The following is a 12,960-nucleotide window of genomic DNA, read 5'->3' as shown; positions in this document are numbered from 1 at the left end:
CGTAGCAACTCGTGACTTGTCGCAGCGCGTACGGTGCCCGCCAATTCAGGACGGTACGACACCGACGCGATGTGCGAGTCTGCCGAGTTCACCGGTTGTGAGCTCTCGTCGCGCGGTCCGCATCATGTGTCCGACGAGCTCCTGAACAGTCACCATATTTCGAACATGTTGGGGCGCAGTGTGTTCGGCGCGCAGCAGGGCGTACAGGGAGTCTCGATAGTTCGCCTGCATGGCCTGGGCGCGACCGATCTCAACGAAATACTGCGCACGTCGTCCTTCATTGGGCAGCTCGTCTACTGACAGGGTCGGAGCGAGAGCGAGTACCCGGCCGGGCTCGCGGCTTTCCATCGCCGCGGACATCTGCCAGAGCGTGACATTGGCCGGGCCGAATGACTCGTTTCGTGCCACGGATCGATTGGGAGCGGTTTTCACATCGGCCAGTCTGCTGGCGTGATCGGCTGCCTCGGCCAGATGCGGCGCGGGGTCTTTTCCCATCGTGGCAGCCACCATGGACGCTTGCAGGTGCAGCATTCCGTATGTCTCGATCTCACCGATTGTTCGAACGTCAGCGCAGATTCGCTCGGCGGTGTCCATGGTGGTCGCGAGCGCAGCCGGCAGCGCGCCGGGGCGCGACAGCATGATTTGTCCTCGACTGAATGCGGCGGCCGCGATCTGCGCGATTTGACCGGTACGGTCGGCCGCACGTTGAGCTTCTTGCGACGCCGTCCATGCGAGCGCGTGATAGCCACGAGCGCGAAGCGCGGAGGCGACACCGTATGCGACAGTGCCGAATACGTCCCACGCACGCTCATCGTCGGTCTGGCGGACGTGTCGGTAAGCGTCGGTCAGCATCGGCACGAGCATCGGACCCAGTGTGGCGTAGTCGCAGTTGTCGCGAATTCGGGTGGCCTCGCGCGTCATTTCGAGTAGGCCATCCACACTGCGGGGCGGGCGGGTGTCCGTGGTGTTCCCCTGTGACCACAGCACGGTTTCGATATCGGGAACCACGGAGTGAAATCCGGCGGATGCAGGGTCGAGCTTCTCCTCTTCATGGCCGGTCAGATCGTTCATGGTGACGCCGAGTGCCTGCGCCAAGTCCAACAGTGTGCGGCGCGAATCGACAGGTCGCTCGCCGCTTTCGTACTTCGCCACCGCGCCACGTGACTTGCCGATCCTGTCGGCCAACACCTGTTGGGAAATACCTCGGCGTTTCCGGATCATGCGTACTCGCTGGCCGACATAGCGACCTTCGCGTTGCTGACTTTCGCTCATTGGTTGACCCCTCGGCGCTCGCCTTCAAGCCATGCTAGCGAGTGTCCCGGTGCGGGACGGTTCGAGCGACGAATCCTGACACCCTTCGATGTGGATCGGCCGCCGAGTCGAGTCTCCGTTCGATTGGCTCCTCTCTGGCACAACCTTCGTGAGAACCAAAGGATGACATGGTCATGCCTGCGCAGCGAGATTTGTGGCTTACTCAGTCCCGCAACTGTTTCGATGAACCCTCGATTTCCGAACTCGCTCATGCTCGGCTCCTATTGGGCGCTCATGGTGCGCACGGCCCGCAGTGTCTTGTCTATTTGGCGGCTGCTGCCTACAGCGCCGGGCTCGCCGAGGATTGATCGGCTATGAAGCCCCATGTGCTCTTTGTAGGCATGGCGATTCCCGTGACGCCACCCCGGGCGAATCTTCCCGATTGGCACGAGGTGCTTGCGGCATGCTGTGGCCACATCGGCGACGACCCAGATGCGCACCCGGTCACGAAGCTTTCGCGTGCTCTCGCCGAACTACACCTCGCTCGGCGACGATACCCGGGGCGGGGGAGCCTGGACATAACTCGGCAGCTGGTGATCACGTGCATCGACACCTGGGTGCAGTGCTGCGCGCCATTTCCCGAGTGCTGCAACGAGTCTCCGGGTGCTGCAATAGACCGACTCGCTGCCGCGCAAGTCGAGGCAATTGAACTGCTCCACACCTGTGAAAGCGCCTCCGATGAACTCGTTCACGAAGCATGGTGGCGGCTGGCCGAATTGGCGAACAAGTGGAGCGATTACGTCGGCGCGGTTGTTCACGGGCAGTCACTCACCCAGCAGGACCGCGCTCGAGCAAGGGAGGGACAATAGACTTCGGTTATTCGGCGTGTGTGGTGGCCTGGCGTCCATCGGAAGCGAAATTGGGCGGCTTGGGGTTATCGATCCATGACCCAGTACATGCCGCGACCGGATTCGGCGGGGGCACGCTTCGCACGGGGCTCGATCCGGTCTAGGCGGTAGCCGAGGCGGCGTGCGACGGCCGCACTGCGGACGTTGGCTTCGTCGCAGTGGATTTCGACCCGGTCGACACCTGGCAGTGCGATCGCGAGCTGAGTCAGCGCGGCCGCACTGCGGGTCACGACACCGCGACCGGTGTGCTCGACGTGGCACCAATAGCCGATCTCGACGGCCGGTGGGCCGAGGCAGTCGTGCAGGCCGATCGCACCGAGCACTGTGCCGTCGGTGTCGAAGATGCCGTAGTTGAAGGCTCGATCGGGAGTTGGCCACCCATAGGCGACGCGTTCACCGAATGCGCGTTGGTTATCGAGTGTGGTCGGCTCGGCTAGCCATTCCATCCACGGATGGATGTGCTCGTACGACGTCGTAATCGCTTCGAACCGAAGGATGAGATCCTCCGGTTGCCAGCGTCGTATCAGCAGGTCCTCCAGCATGATTCGCTGAGGTGGGCAAACGCCGGGTGCGAGAGTCGGAGGCATTTCAGGATCCATGTGAGCGCCAACTGCGAATGCGTCCACGTGAGTCTTGGTACGGGGCCTGAGAACCCGCATACCGCGACCCGACGAGTGTTGTCGTTCGTGAGCGCGGCCCCCACATCGCGCGTCCGGAGAACACTGTCACGTCAACGCTCCTCTGTCCTATGCCTACCTCGTCGAGTGTCCACGGTAGCCGGTCATGCGGGGTGGTTCAGGTCCGATTTCGCCGCGTCCGCACCCGAAAAGAATTGAGACAGAGTGAGTCTCGACGCGGGGCATCACAGGGATATCGGTGGCCGGACTCGGCGGTCAGTTGTTGGCGCGTTGGATGGAGCGGTGGACCAGGGTGCGGATGCCGGGGAGTTGGATTGCGCGGAGGGCTAGTTCTCCTGCCCAGACGTGGGTGCGTGTTGGTGGGGCGAAACGGGCGATTCCCTTGCGTGCCAGTGACTGTCGCTTTTTCACCTCGGGGCGCAGGGTCGTCTCCCAGGTGGTGAGGGCGGCCGGGACGTCGTTGTGGGCGGCCAGGGCGGTGCCCAGTTGGTCGGCACCGTCGAGGGCGAGGGCGGCGCCGTAGCCGGCGAATACCGTTACGCACCAGGCGGCGTCGCCGAGTAGGACGACTCGGCCCTGGCTCCAGCGGTCCATTACGATCTGGCCGACCGAGTCGAAGTAGGCGGTACCGGGGTTGGCGTCGAGTTGAGGGAGTGCTTCGGCGACGCCGCCGCCGAGATCTCCGAATGCTCGGGTGAGGGCGGGTGCGGGGCCGAGAGTGAGTTCGGTGTCGGGGTCGGGGCAGCGGTAGGCGAAGAAGGTCGAGGACCTTTTCGGTCCCAGGTTCATCACCGCGGCTGTGCGTCCGGGGCCGATGTATGTGGTGCCGAATCCGTCGGGCAGGTGAGCGGGAGGTGTTTCCAAGGGAAATGCGCCGACCATGTGGCCCAGGTCCACGAAATACTCTGACTCGGCACCGAATACGAGCTCTCGAACGCGGGAGTGAACGCCGTCGGCGCCGATGAGGAGGTCGGCGTGCAGGCGGGTGTCGTCGCTGAGGGTGACTGCGACCTGTCCGGGGGTCTGGGCAATGGCGCGCACCGTGGTGCCGAAGCGGATGTCGGCGGACTCGGCGACGGCGTCGTAAAGTGCCGACTCCAGATCGCCGCGGAACATGCTCAATGCGCGGTTCCCGACGGCGGCCTCGGTGACAGCGGCGGGGATTCTGAGTTTCTCGCGGCCGTCCGCGTGGACGAGGACCGAGGTGAAGAATCCGATATCGCGCGGGGTCAATGCCGGTATCAGCCCGAGCCGTTCGGCGGCGTCATATCCGGGTCCGTGCAGGTTCAGCAGATAGCCGCTGCTGCGGCGGCTCGGCGCGTGTTCGATCACGACGATGTCCCAGCCCTGCTGATGCAATCGCAGCGCGGCGGCCAGGCCCGCGATCCCCGCGCCGACGATGATCGCCCGCTTGCCCGATGACTCATGCTGGCGCGCAGCGCTTTCGAAGGCTTCCATTCCGACTCCTCGGCTCGATGTGCTGTCGGCGAGGACCACTCACAAACTCTCGCCGTGCGTCAACTAATAGTTGACTCGAGACGTATCGTCAACCATTGGTTGACTAGTCGAAGGGTTCTGCGTGCTGTCCGATGACGGCTCAGAGGAAGACTCGGGCGACTTCGAGCCACTTCTGGGCATCGGGGCCGACGGCGGTGAGATCCGTGGAGCCGAGTGGACTGCGGTGGGTGACTCGGAGGCAGAAATCCAGGGCGGTGCCGTGGACGCGTTGTTCGGCGTCTTCGGGGCCCCAGGTCCAGGTGTCGCCGGAGGGAGCGGTCAGCTCCACTCGGAATAGGGTTGGGGGAGTAGGCAGTTCGGCTGCGTAGAACGACAGGGGAACACCTGCTACACCCAGGGCGGCCACATGGCGGAGGCGGCTGGTCGGGGCGTGGGTGGCACCGAGGGTGTCGTAGATGTCCTGGCCGTGGGCCCAGGTCTCCATCAGGCGCAGCGGGATCATCAGCTGCGGGGTCAATTGCGAGCCGTACCAGGGGAATTCGTGGGTCAGGGGAATATCGCCGAGGGCCGCGGCCAGCTCGGTTCGGCCGGTTCGCCACCGGTGCAACAGTTCTGATCGTGGCAGGGCCGCTCCCTCGACGGCGACCAGGTCGGCATGGGCGGGGCCGTCGGCGTCGGCGCGTTTCAATTCGCCCTCGAAGGCTTGGGGGTCATGCAGGGCGTTCAGGACGTTCGCGTCGGCTGCGGCGAGATGGGCGATCTGGTGGGCGATCGTCCATCCCGCGGCGGGGGTGGGCATGGTCCAATCGGGGTGGGCCGAGACCAGATCGTCGAGTTCGCGGCCTTCGATTATCAAGTCGGGCAGGGCGATATCGCGCTTCACCTCGGATAGGTCGAGGCCGTAATCCAACATCGGGTACCACCTTCACACGCGTGGGCGAACTCGATCACTTCCACCGTAGTCGCGAATCGCGAGAGGGGCTGCAGGGCAGGGGTTCAGCTGCATCCGGCGAACTGCTGGACGAAGGTGCCCGCGGGCTTGGCCGGATCGATGCCGGGGCGGGCCGCGCCCGAGCGGACGCCGACGCCGAGTTTGGTGACGTTGCGGTCCAGGATGTTCGCGCGGTGGGTGGGGCTGTTCATCCACCAGGCGACGGCGGCTTTGGCGGTGGTGAATGACTCGGCATCCCAACCGGCGTAGAGGTTTTCGGACCAGCGGTTGACCTCGTGACCGTCGCCTTTGTAGTACGTGCAAGGGTTGTTGGACTGGACACGCTGCTGGACCTGGGTGTTGACCGGGACGCCCGCGAGGTCCGGGTCATCGTGGAAGTTCGCGCCGTCGGTCCACCATTGGCGGCCCTCGGCGTGGCGGGCGAACACGGCGGCGCTACCGGACAGGTCGTCGCTCCATTTCAGTGCGGGGACACCGGCATTGGCGCGTTCGACATTGGTGAGGCAGAACACGGCGCGCTGGACCTTGTCGAACTGATCGTTGAGGGCGAACATCGCGCCCACGGCATTCTTGGGGAACTTGTCTTCGAAGTGCTTGAAGCCGTACACCGGAAGGTCGTCGTCCGCGCAAACCGAGGATGCGGCCGCGGGCGCGGCAATGTGGGGGAGAGCGGTGAGGGCGGTGGTGGCGGTAATGGTCAGCGCCAGCATGGCACCGCCGAGAATCTTGCGGCTCATGTTCTGCTCCGAGCGATATGAGAACCAAAGGGCTCGCTGAGCATGCGCAGCCGGACCAATGGCCCACCAACGAGATTCCAATGAACCCGCGACCGGACCGGTGGAATGGCGAGCGCTACAGTCCACTGCGTGGACCAGAGTCACGAATTCTCGACAGCGCCGACCATCTTTCGATCGTCCTGGGTGCGCTGGGTCGAGTTGGTGGCGATGGGTCTGATGGCGATCGCGGGCGGCGCGCTCCTGCTCGTCACGACCGGCGACGGGTCGACGCTGACGTTTCCGGTGCTGGCTCCGATCCTCGCCGGAACCCTCGCGCTGCTGCTGGGACTGCACCACATCGTGCGTCCCGCACCCGATCTGGTCGTGGACGATCAAGCGGTGACGTTCAGCCCATTCGGGCGGATTCCGTGGGCCGCGATAGCGCGCGTCCATGTGATCACCGCGCACGGTGCGAGGTACCTGGCGATCGAGCCGGTCGAGTCCAGCCCGAAGCTCACCCGACGACGGTGGCCCCGATGGGTTTACGGCCCGGTCGGCAGGTTCACCACCGGTTACCCGATGACCATTTCCGAGCGCTGGCTGCGCCCGATATCGCTGGACGATATCGCCGTCGAATTACAGGCCCGGCACCCCGATCTGGTGGTCGAGCGATCCGAGCGCGGATTCTGGCGTGCCAATTCCCAGCGACAGCAACGACCTTGACCTCACCGAGCGGCTCCGCCCGCATCTGACGAGCGCACGCACCTCACGAGTTGTTCAGGCGCAGTGAGCTGATCATGTCCAGCGCGATCAGTCCCGCATCGTGGCGCGCCTGCGCGGTGTCGTCCGATTCGGCTATGCCCCACGCCATTTCGGTGAGCGCGCCGTAGATCGCGCGCACGAGCAGGTCGGGGGAGCGGGGCGGGAAGACTTCGGCCCGGATCAGCTCGTCGACCGAAGCGCGGACCAGGCCCAGCATGTGACGCCCGTCGAGTTCGCGCCAGCGAGCCCAGCCCAGCGCGACCGGTCCCTCCTGTAAAACGATGCGCTGATACGGGACGCTGGTGCATTCGTCCAGGAACGCGTCCAGCGCGCGCAGGCCGTCCTGCCAGGGGTCACCGCCGGTGAGTGTCGCGGTGAGGCGTTCGGTGAGTTGCTGTTCGATCTCTTCGAAGACCGCTTCGAACAAGCCCTGTTTGCCGCCGAAGTGGTGATACAGCGCGCCGCGGGTCAGCCGGGCCGCCCGCGCGATCTCCTCGGCCGACAGGTCCGTGTAGTGCCGTTCGATGAACAACCGTCGCCCCGCCTCGAGCAGGGCCGATCGCGTTGCTTCGGCGTATTCAGCGCGTAGTCCCTTGACAGCCACATCGGCAATAGTACTCTCACATACATCGTGTATTTGAGATGCAAGGTGTATGCCAAATGGTAGAGCTCAAAGATGTCATCGTTATCGGGGCGGGGGCTGCCGGGCTGACCGCGGCCCGCGCTCTCGCCGCGGCCGGACGCGAGGTGGTCGTGCTCGAGGCGCGCGATCGGGTGGGCGGGCGCACGCTCAATGTCGAAGTGCCGGGCGGTGATTCGCATGTCGAAGTGGGCGGTATGTGGGTCGGCCCGGGCCAGGATCGGGTGCTGGGGTTGGCATCGGAACTGGGATTCGGCACCTACCCCACTCATGACTCGGGCGTGCACCTGGGCGAATTCGGTGGGCGGATCACCCGCTATCAGGGACGCATTCCGCGGCTGAATCCCTTGGTACTGGCCGATATCGGCCTCACCCAGCTGCGCCTGGACAGGGCCGCGCGGCGGGTCCCGGTGGATGCGCCCTGGACGGCCCCGCGCGCCGCCGCGCTCGATGGCCAGACCTTCGGCACCTGGCTGGAGAACCACGCGCACACCGCGACCGGTCGCGCATTCTTCCGCCTGGTGACCAATGCGGTGTGGTGCGCCGAACCCGAGGAGATGTCGGCGCTGTGGGCGCAGTTCTACATTCACTCCGCCGGGGGTATCGACGCGCTGATCAATACGACCGGTGGCGCGCAACAGGATCGCCTGGTCGGGGGCACGCAGGGACTCTCGATCGCCATGGCCGAAAAGCTCGGCGAGAGTGTGGTTCTCGATGCTCCGGTCACCGAGATCGAGTGGAGCGATACCGAAGCCGTTGTGCGAGCGGGGAATCGGCAGTGGCGCGCTCGGCACGTGATCATCGCGGTGCCGCCGCCGCTGGTGTCGCGTATCCGGTTCTCGCCGGGTCTGCCCGCCGCGCGGAACCATCTGCTGCAACGGATGCCGATGGGCTGGACCATCAAGGTCAATGTCGTTTATGACGAGGCGTTCTGGCGCGCGCAGGGGCTGTCCGGGCAAGCCAACAGCGATCTGCGCGCGCTCGGCACCGTCTTCGACGCGAGCCCACCTGATGCGGAACCCGCTGTCCTGGTGGGCTTTCTGGAAGCCGGGCACGCCCAGGCCGCCGCACGACTGACCCCCGATGAGCGCCGCGCCCTGGTACTGGACGATCTGGCCGCCTACTTCGGCCCCAAGGCCCGCAATCCGGCCCATTACATCGAGCAGGATTGGGCCGCCGAGCCCTACACCCTGGGCTGCTACGGCGCGTTCGCCACCCCGATGACATTGACCCGCTTCGGTTCCGAACTGCGCCGCCCGGTCGGCCCGATGCACTGGGCCGGAACCGAGACCGCGACCCGCTGGGCCGGATACATCGACGGCGCCATCGAATCGGGGCAACGCGCCGCCCGGGAAATCCTCGATCACGCGCACGGCAGCTGAAGGATTCACACATGACTACGTTCACGACCCGCCCCACCTTGCAGGGCACATTCGGCATGGTCTCCTCCACGCATTGGCTGGTCTCGGCGACCGCGATGGCGGTGCTCGAGGACGGCGGCAACGCCTTCGACGCGGCGGTGGCCGGAGCCTTCGTGCTGCATGTGGTCGAACCGCATCTGAACGGCCCGGCGGGTGAGGTCCCGATCATCCTGGCCCCGGCAGGACAGGCGCCGAAGGTGTTGTGCGGGCAGGGGCCCGCACCGGCGGGCGCGACGATCGAGCACTACACCGGCCTCGGGCTCGATATGGTGCCGGGCACCGGTCCGCTGGCCGCGGCGGTGCCCGGGGCGTTCGATGCCTGGATGCTGCTGCTGCGCGATCACGGCACCAAATCCCTTGCACGAGTGCTGGAATACGCCATCGGGTACGCCGAGCACGGTCACCCCGTGGTGGAGAACGTCTCGGCCACCGTCTCGGCGATGCAGCACCTGTTCGAGACCGAATGGACCACATCGGTGCCGGTGTACCTGCCCGATGGAAAGCCGCCCGCGCCAGGGGAATTGCTGAAGAATCCGGTACTGGCGCAGACCTGGCGGCGCGTGATCGCCGAGGCCGAAGCCGCGAGCACGGACCGCGACGGCCAGATCGAAGCCGCGCGGCGAGTATGGCGCGAGGGTTTCATCGCCGAGGCGCTGGCCGCCTGCGCCGCGCGACCGGCCATGGATACCTCGGGACAGCGGCACGCGGGCACCCTCACCGGTGCGGATCTGGCCGATTACAGTGCGACGTACGAGGATCCGGCCACCTATACCTGGAACGGCTGGACGATCGCCAAGGCGGGGCTGTGGAGCCAGGGGCCGGTGTTCCTGCAGCAGCTCGCCCTGCTGCCCGAGGAGCTGGAGTACGGCACACCCGACTACTACCATGCGCTGATCGAGGGTTCGAAGCTCGCGATGGCCGATCGGGAAGCCTGGTACGGCGACAGTACCGATATCACCCTCGAGGCTTTACTCGAACCGGCCTATAACTCTGCGCGCCGGGCGTTGATCGGGCGTGAGGCGTCGTACCAGCTGCGGCCCGGCAGCCCGGGCGGGCGGGTTCCCGTACTCGGCCGGCATGCGAATCATGCTGTTCCCGAGGCGATTCCGCTGGGAGCGGGCGAGCCCACGGTATCGCGCACCGGTGCCACTCGCGGGGATACCTGCCATATCGATGTGGTGGACCGCTGGGGCAATATGGTTGCCGCAACTCCCAGCGGGGGCTGGTTGCAGTCCAATCCCGTTGTGCCCGAACTGGGTTTTCCGCTCGGCACACGCTTGCAGATGGCCTGGCTCGAACCGGGACTGCCGAATTCGCTTGTGCCCGGCCGTCGCCCGCGCACCACGCTGAGCCCGTCGCTGGCGCTGCGCGATGGTGAGGCGGTGCTGGCATTCGGCACGCCGGGTGGTGATCAGCAGGATCAATGGAGTCTGCATTTCTTCCTGGCGGTGGCTCTGCGCGGGACGGTGCGCGGTGGGTGGGATCTCCAAGGCGCGATCGATGCGCCGAATTGGCATCAGGACAGTTTCCCGGGCTCGTTCTATCCGCACGCGATGAATCCCGGTGGGGTGGGCGTGGAGTCGAGAATCGGCGATGACGTCATCGCTGAGCTGCGCCGGCGCGGGCATCAGGTGACCGTGGGTGAGCCCTGGTCCGAAGGGCGCATGTGCGCGGTGGCCCGCGATCCCGAGACCGGTGTGCTGTCCGCGGCCGCCAATCCCCGTGGGATGCAAGGGTATGCGGCCGGTCGCTGACCGCTTCGTCGAATCTCCGGCGAGTTCGCTCGCACCTCATAACTGAAAATCTCTCTCGAACAAGGAGTTCCCATGCGAGGCATGGCTCTCGCGGCGCTGGTCGCTGCGGCAACGACAGTGACTCCCGCCCTGGCGGCGGCTCAGCCGACGGCCGGTCCCGGAACGATCGTGCGATCCGAGCCTCTGGCCGAGTCCGATCTGATTCCCGGTGCGGCCCACGGCTATCGGGTCGTCTACCGCACCACCGGACAGAACGGTGAGCCGCAGATCAGCGGCGGCAGTATCTTCCTGCCTGCCGGAGCCGCTCCGCCCGGCGGGTGGAAAGTGGTGTCCTGGGCGCACGGCACCAGCGGTATCGCCCAAGGCTGCGCACCCAATCTGACCGGCGGCATGGCCGATACCTTCAACGAACGACCCGAGCTGACGCACTATCTGTCCCAGGGCTACGCGGTCGAAGCCACCGACTACATCGGACTCGGTGCACCGGGCTTCTACAGCTATCTCGCCGGGCGCGCGGACGGCCACGCGGTCCTCGACATCGTCCGAGCCGGGCACGCCGTGGATCCGGCATTGTCCGAATCCTATGTGCTGGCGGGACATTCCATCGGCGGGCATTCGGCGCTGTTCGCCGCGCATTTGTCACCGACCTACGCCCCCGAACTCGACCTGCACGGCACCGTGTCCTACGCCCCGACCAGCAATGTCGAACAACTCATCGCGGCGCTGGCCCAGCCGGGCCTGCCGGAGGTGTCGGTACTCGACGGGTTCCGCACCCGGCTCATCATGGTGCTCGCCGGTCTGGACCACACCCGCCCCGACCTGCGTCTCACCGACTACCTCAGCCCGCTGGGCCGCCATCTGGTGGCCATCGCCCAGGCCGAAATCGATTGCAAGGACTCACTCGAGGAGGCCGCAGCAGGCCAGCCCATCGGAGAGATGTTCTCCCGGCCACTGTCCGATCCGGCCATCACCGCGGCATTGATCGACTACCTCGCGGTCCCGGCATCCGACTACCACCAGCCGGTACTACTCCTGCAAGGCGCGTCGGACACCTTGCAGCCCATACCCACCACTGTGGCTCTGCAACAACAACTTCAGCAGGGCGGCACCGACAGCCGACTCCAGATCTATCCCTCGGCCACCCACTTCACGGTCCTGACCCAGTCCGCCGCCGACACCGAATCGTTCCTGGCCACCGTCCTTCCGACCCGATGAGTCGTGGAATCGACTCGTGTCCAATACGTGCCGACCGATCCGCCCGGCGGTCGATGGGTTGACAGCAGCGGGCCGCCGTGGGTCGCCTGTGGCAAGATGCGCGGCGCGGGCAAGGCGGGTGCCCTGCTCGGGGATTGAGAATTGGGGAGGGATTGATGTCCGGGATCAAACGCAGCTATCGGTGGCCGATCGGCTGCATCCTCGGGGGTATCGCGATGATCGCGATCGCGGTCGGAAGTCTGCAAAACGACGACCCGGTCTGCGGGAGTCTGACGATGCACGAGGGTGACACGTGCGTGTCCGGGAACAGTTCCCGGACTCTGGAGGAGAAGAAGAGCTCGGGCAGGACCCTGGGCTACATCTTTCTCGTGCTCGGCATCGCGACCTCGGTCGGGGGTGTCATCGGTACCTACTCGGCGGCCCAGCACAACGCGGGCGTGGGCCAGGCGGGAGTGGGCTCGACCCGGACCGCGAGCGCGGCGGAGCGTCGACGGCGGCCGGAATTCTTTGCCGGGCAACAACGTTCGAGGGCTCAGGCCCAACAGGACGCAGACGCCGATCGGATCGCCGGGGTGCGGGCAACGGTGATGGACGAGGGTGAGTTGCCACCGCCGGAGCAGATGTGGGGACGATGGGCCGCGATCGCGGCCGTGCTCGCGGCAGGTGGATACGAGGGCATTCACGTGCTCTCTGCTGCGGCTCTCGGTGTCGAGTTGTCCAGCGGCAGTGGAGGATCGACGTTGCATTTGCTGCCCGGCGGCGGGGTGGTGTTGTCCGGCGGGATGGCTTCCTCGCCGGAGATGGCGGCAATACAGGATGAGAGCCGTCCGCTTCCTGCCCTGTATGCCGGTGCGCCCGCGGAGATCTGCGATGAAGTGCTCGATCCGCGCGCTGCCCGCCGTGAATTGACGTTCGTGTACTGGTGGGATCCGGCGTTGGCGCGGTGGTGCAAGGGCGAGTCCGCGGCCGTTGCCGATTACGCGTGGCGGGTTGTGCCGGCATTCTGGGATACCCCGGGTGCGGTCAAGATGCTGGCGGCAATGGAATGTGTGCGCGGGCAGAACGCCACGTCGATCGAAGTGTTCGTCGACGCGGCCGTTTCCCGTTCGGTGACCCGCGAGCATCTGGTCGCGGTCCTGGACCCTATGACGGATCTCAAGGCGGGAATGCGCGCGCTCACGCTCGCCGGGGTCGCAGCAGATTCCGCGGCGACCTCCAGCCGTTAGCAGGGCTGTTTCGGCTGAC

Annotated in this window: 11 protein-coding genes; 5 read left to right on the top strand and 6 right to left on the bottom strand. The window is 65.9% G+C overall.

Features of this window, described 5'->3' with window-relative positions; translation table 11 throughout:
- Positions 1–45 precede the first annotated feature (45 nt).
- The 5 genes from ACFC4D_RS15285 to ACFC4D_RS15265 all read right to left on the bottom strand — a co-directional run bounded on the left by ACFC4D_RS15285 (position 46) and on the right by ACFC4D_RS15265 (position 5,944).
- Entirely contained in the window at positions 46–1,272 is a 1,227-nt protein-coding gene (locus ACFC4D_RS15285; RefSeq protein ID WP_376063548.1) for a helix-turn-helix domain-containing protein, read from the bottom strand.
- Positions 1,273–2,185: 913 nt separating this feature from the next.
- A complete protein-coding gene (locus tag ACFC4D_RS15280; protein WP_376063546.1) occupies positions 2,186–2,746 on the bottom strand; it encodes a GNAT family N-acetyltransferase in 561 nt (186 codons plus the stop codon).
- Positions 2,747–3,052: 306 nt separating this feature from the next.
- Positions 3,053–4,255, bottom strand: coding sequence for an FAD-dependent oxidoreductase (locus ACFC4D_RS15275; RefSeq protein WP_376063543.1), 1,203 nt, complete (start codon positions 4,253–4,255; stop codon positions 3,053–3,055).
- 139 nt (positions 4,256–4,394) lie between these two features.
- Positions 4,395–5,168, bottom strand: a complete 774-nt coding sequence (locus ACFC4D_RS15270) for a TIGR03084 family metal-binding protein (protein WP_376063542.1) — start codon at positions 5,166–5,168, stop codon at positions 4,395–4,397.
- 83 nt (positions 5,169–5,251) lie between these two features.
- Positions 5,252–5,944 (bottom strand): CAP domain-containing protein, encoded by a 693-nt coding sequence (locus ACFC4D_RS15265; RefSeq protein ID WP_376063539.1) that lies wholly within the window; start codon positions 5,942–5,944, stop codon positions 5,252–5,254.
- A gap of 129 nt (positions 5,945–6,073) precedes the next feature.
- Here ACFC4D_RS15265 and ACFC4D_RS15260 point away from each other — a divergent pair, with 129 nt between their 5' ends.
- A complete protein-coding gene (locus tag ACFC4D_RS15260) occupies positions 6,074–6,646 on the top strand; it encodes a hypothetical protein (protein ID WP_376063537.1) in 573 nt (190 codons plus the stop codon).
- 43 nt (positions 6,647–6,689) lie between these two features.
- Here ACFC4D_RS15260 and ACFC4D_RS15255 read toward each other — a convergent pair whose 3' ends face one another.
- Positions 6,690–7,289, bottom strand: a complete 600-nt coding sequence (locus ACFC4D_RS15255) for a TetR/AcrR family transcriptional regulator (protein WP_376063534.1) — start codon at positions 7,287–7,289, stop codon at positions 6,690–6,692.
- Positions 7,290–7,345: 56 nt separating this feature from the next.
- Between ACFC4D_RS15255 and ACFC4D_RS15250 the strand changes: the two genes are divergently transcribed.
- From ACFC4D_RS15250 to ACFC4D_RS15235, 4 genes are all read left to right on the top strand, one after another.
- A complete protein-coding gene (locus ACFC4D_RS15250; protein WP_376063532.1) occupies positions 7,346–8,707 on the top strand; it encodes a flavin monoamine oxidase family protein in 1,362 nt (453 codons plus the stop codon).
- Positions 8,708–8,718: 11 nt separating this feature from the next.
- Entirely contained in the window at positions 8,719–10,500 is a 1,782-nt protein-coding gene (locus ACFC4D_RS15245) for a gamma-glutamyltransferase family protein (RefSeq protein ID WP_376063531.1), read from the top strand.
- Positions 10,501–10,572: 72 nt separating this feature from the next.
- Positions 10,573–11,715 (top strand): lipase family protein, encoded by a 1,143-nt coding sequence (locus ACFC4D_RS15240; RefSeq protein ID WP_376063528.1) that lies wholly within the window; start codon positions 10,573–10,575, stop codon positions 11,713–11,715.
- A 215-nt stretch (positions 11,716–11,930) separates the two neighbouring features.
- Entirely contained in the window at positions 11,931–12,941 is a 1,011-nt protein-coding gene (locus ACFC4D_RS15235; protein ID WP_376063526.1) for a hypothetical protein, read from the top strand.
- Positions 12,942–12,960: the final 19 nt, after the last annotated feature.

Source organism: Nocardia sp. NPDC056000, from assembly GCF_042269265.1.
GTDB lineage: Bacteria > Actinomycetota > Actinomycetes > Mycobacteriales > Mycobacteriaceae > Nocardia.
This window is presented reverse-complemented; position numbering and strand designations above follow the sequence as displayed.

Bases quoted from the DNA above. Each gene is read 5' to 3' on its own strand.
- ACFC4D_RS15245 (WP_376063531.1), top strand. From the start codon at position 8,719: ATGACTACGTTCACGACCCGCCCCACCTTGCAGGGCACATTCGGCATG.
- ACFC4D_RS15250 (WP_376063532.1), top strand. From the start codon at position 7,346: ATGGTAGAGCTCAAAGATGTCATCGTTATCGGGGCGGGGGCTGCCGGG.
- ACFC4D_RS15240 (WP_376063528.1), top strand. From the start codon at position 10,573: ATGCGAGGCATGGCTCTCGCGGCGCTGGTCGCTGCGGCAACGACAGTG.
- ACFC4D_RS15275 (WP_376063543.1), bottom strand. From the start codon at position 4,255: ATGGAAGCCTTCGAAAGCGCTGCGCGCCAGCATGAGTCATCGGGCAAG.
- ACFC4D_RS15285 (WP_376063548.1), bottom strand. From the start codon at position 1,272: ATGAGCGAAAGTCAGCAACGCGAAGGTCGCTATGTCGGCCAGCGAGTA.
- ACFC4D_RS15265 (WP_376063539.1), bottom strand. From the start codon at position 5,944: ATGAGCCGCAAGATTCTCGGCGGTGCCATGCTGGCGCTGACCATTACC.
- ACFC4D_RS15235 (WP_376063526.1), top strand. From the start codon at position 11,931: ATGATCGCGATCGCGGTCGGAAGTCTGCAAAACGACGACCCGGTCTGC.
- ACFC4D_RS15270 (WP_376063542.1), bottom strand. From the start codon at position 5,168: ATGTTGGATTACGGCCTCGACCTATCCGAGGTGAAGCGCGATATCGCC.
- ACFC4D_RS15280 (WP_376063546.1), bottom strand. From the start codon at position 2,746: ATGCCTCCGACTCTCGCACCCGGCGTTTGCCCACCTCAGCGAATCATG.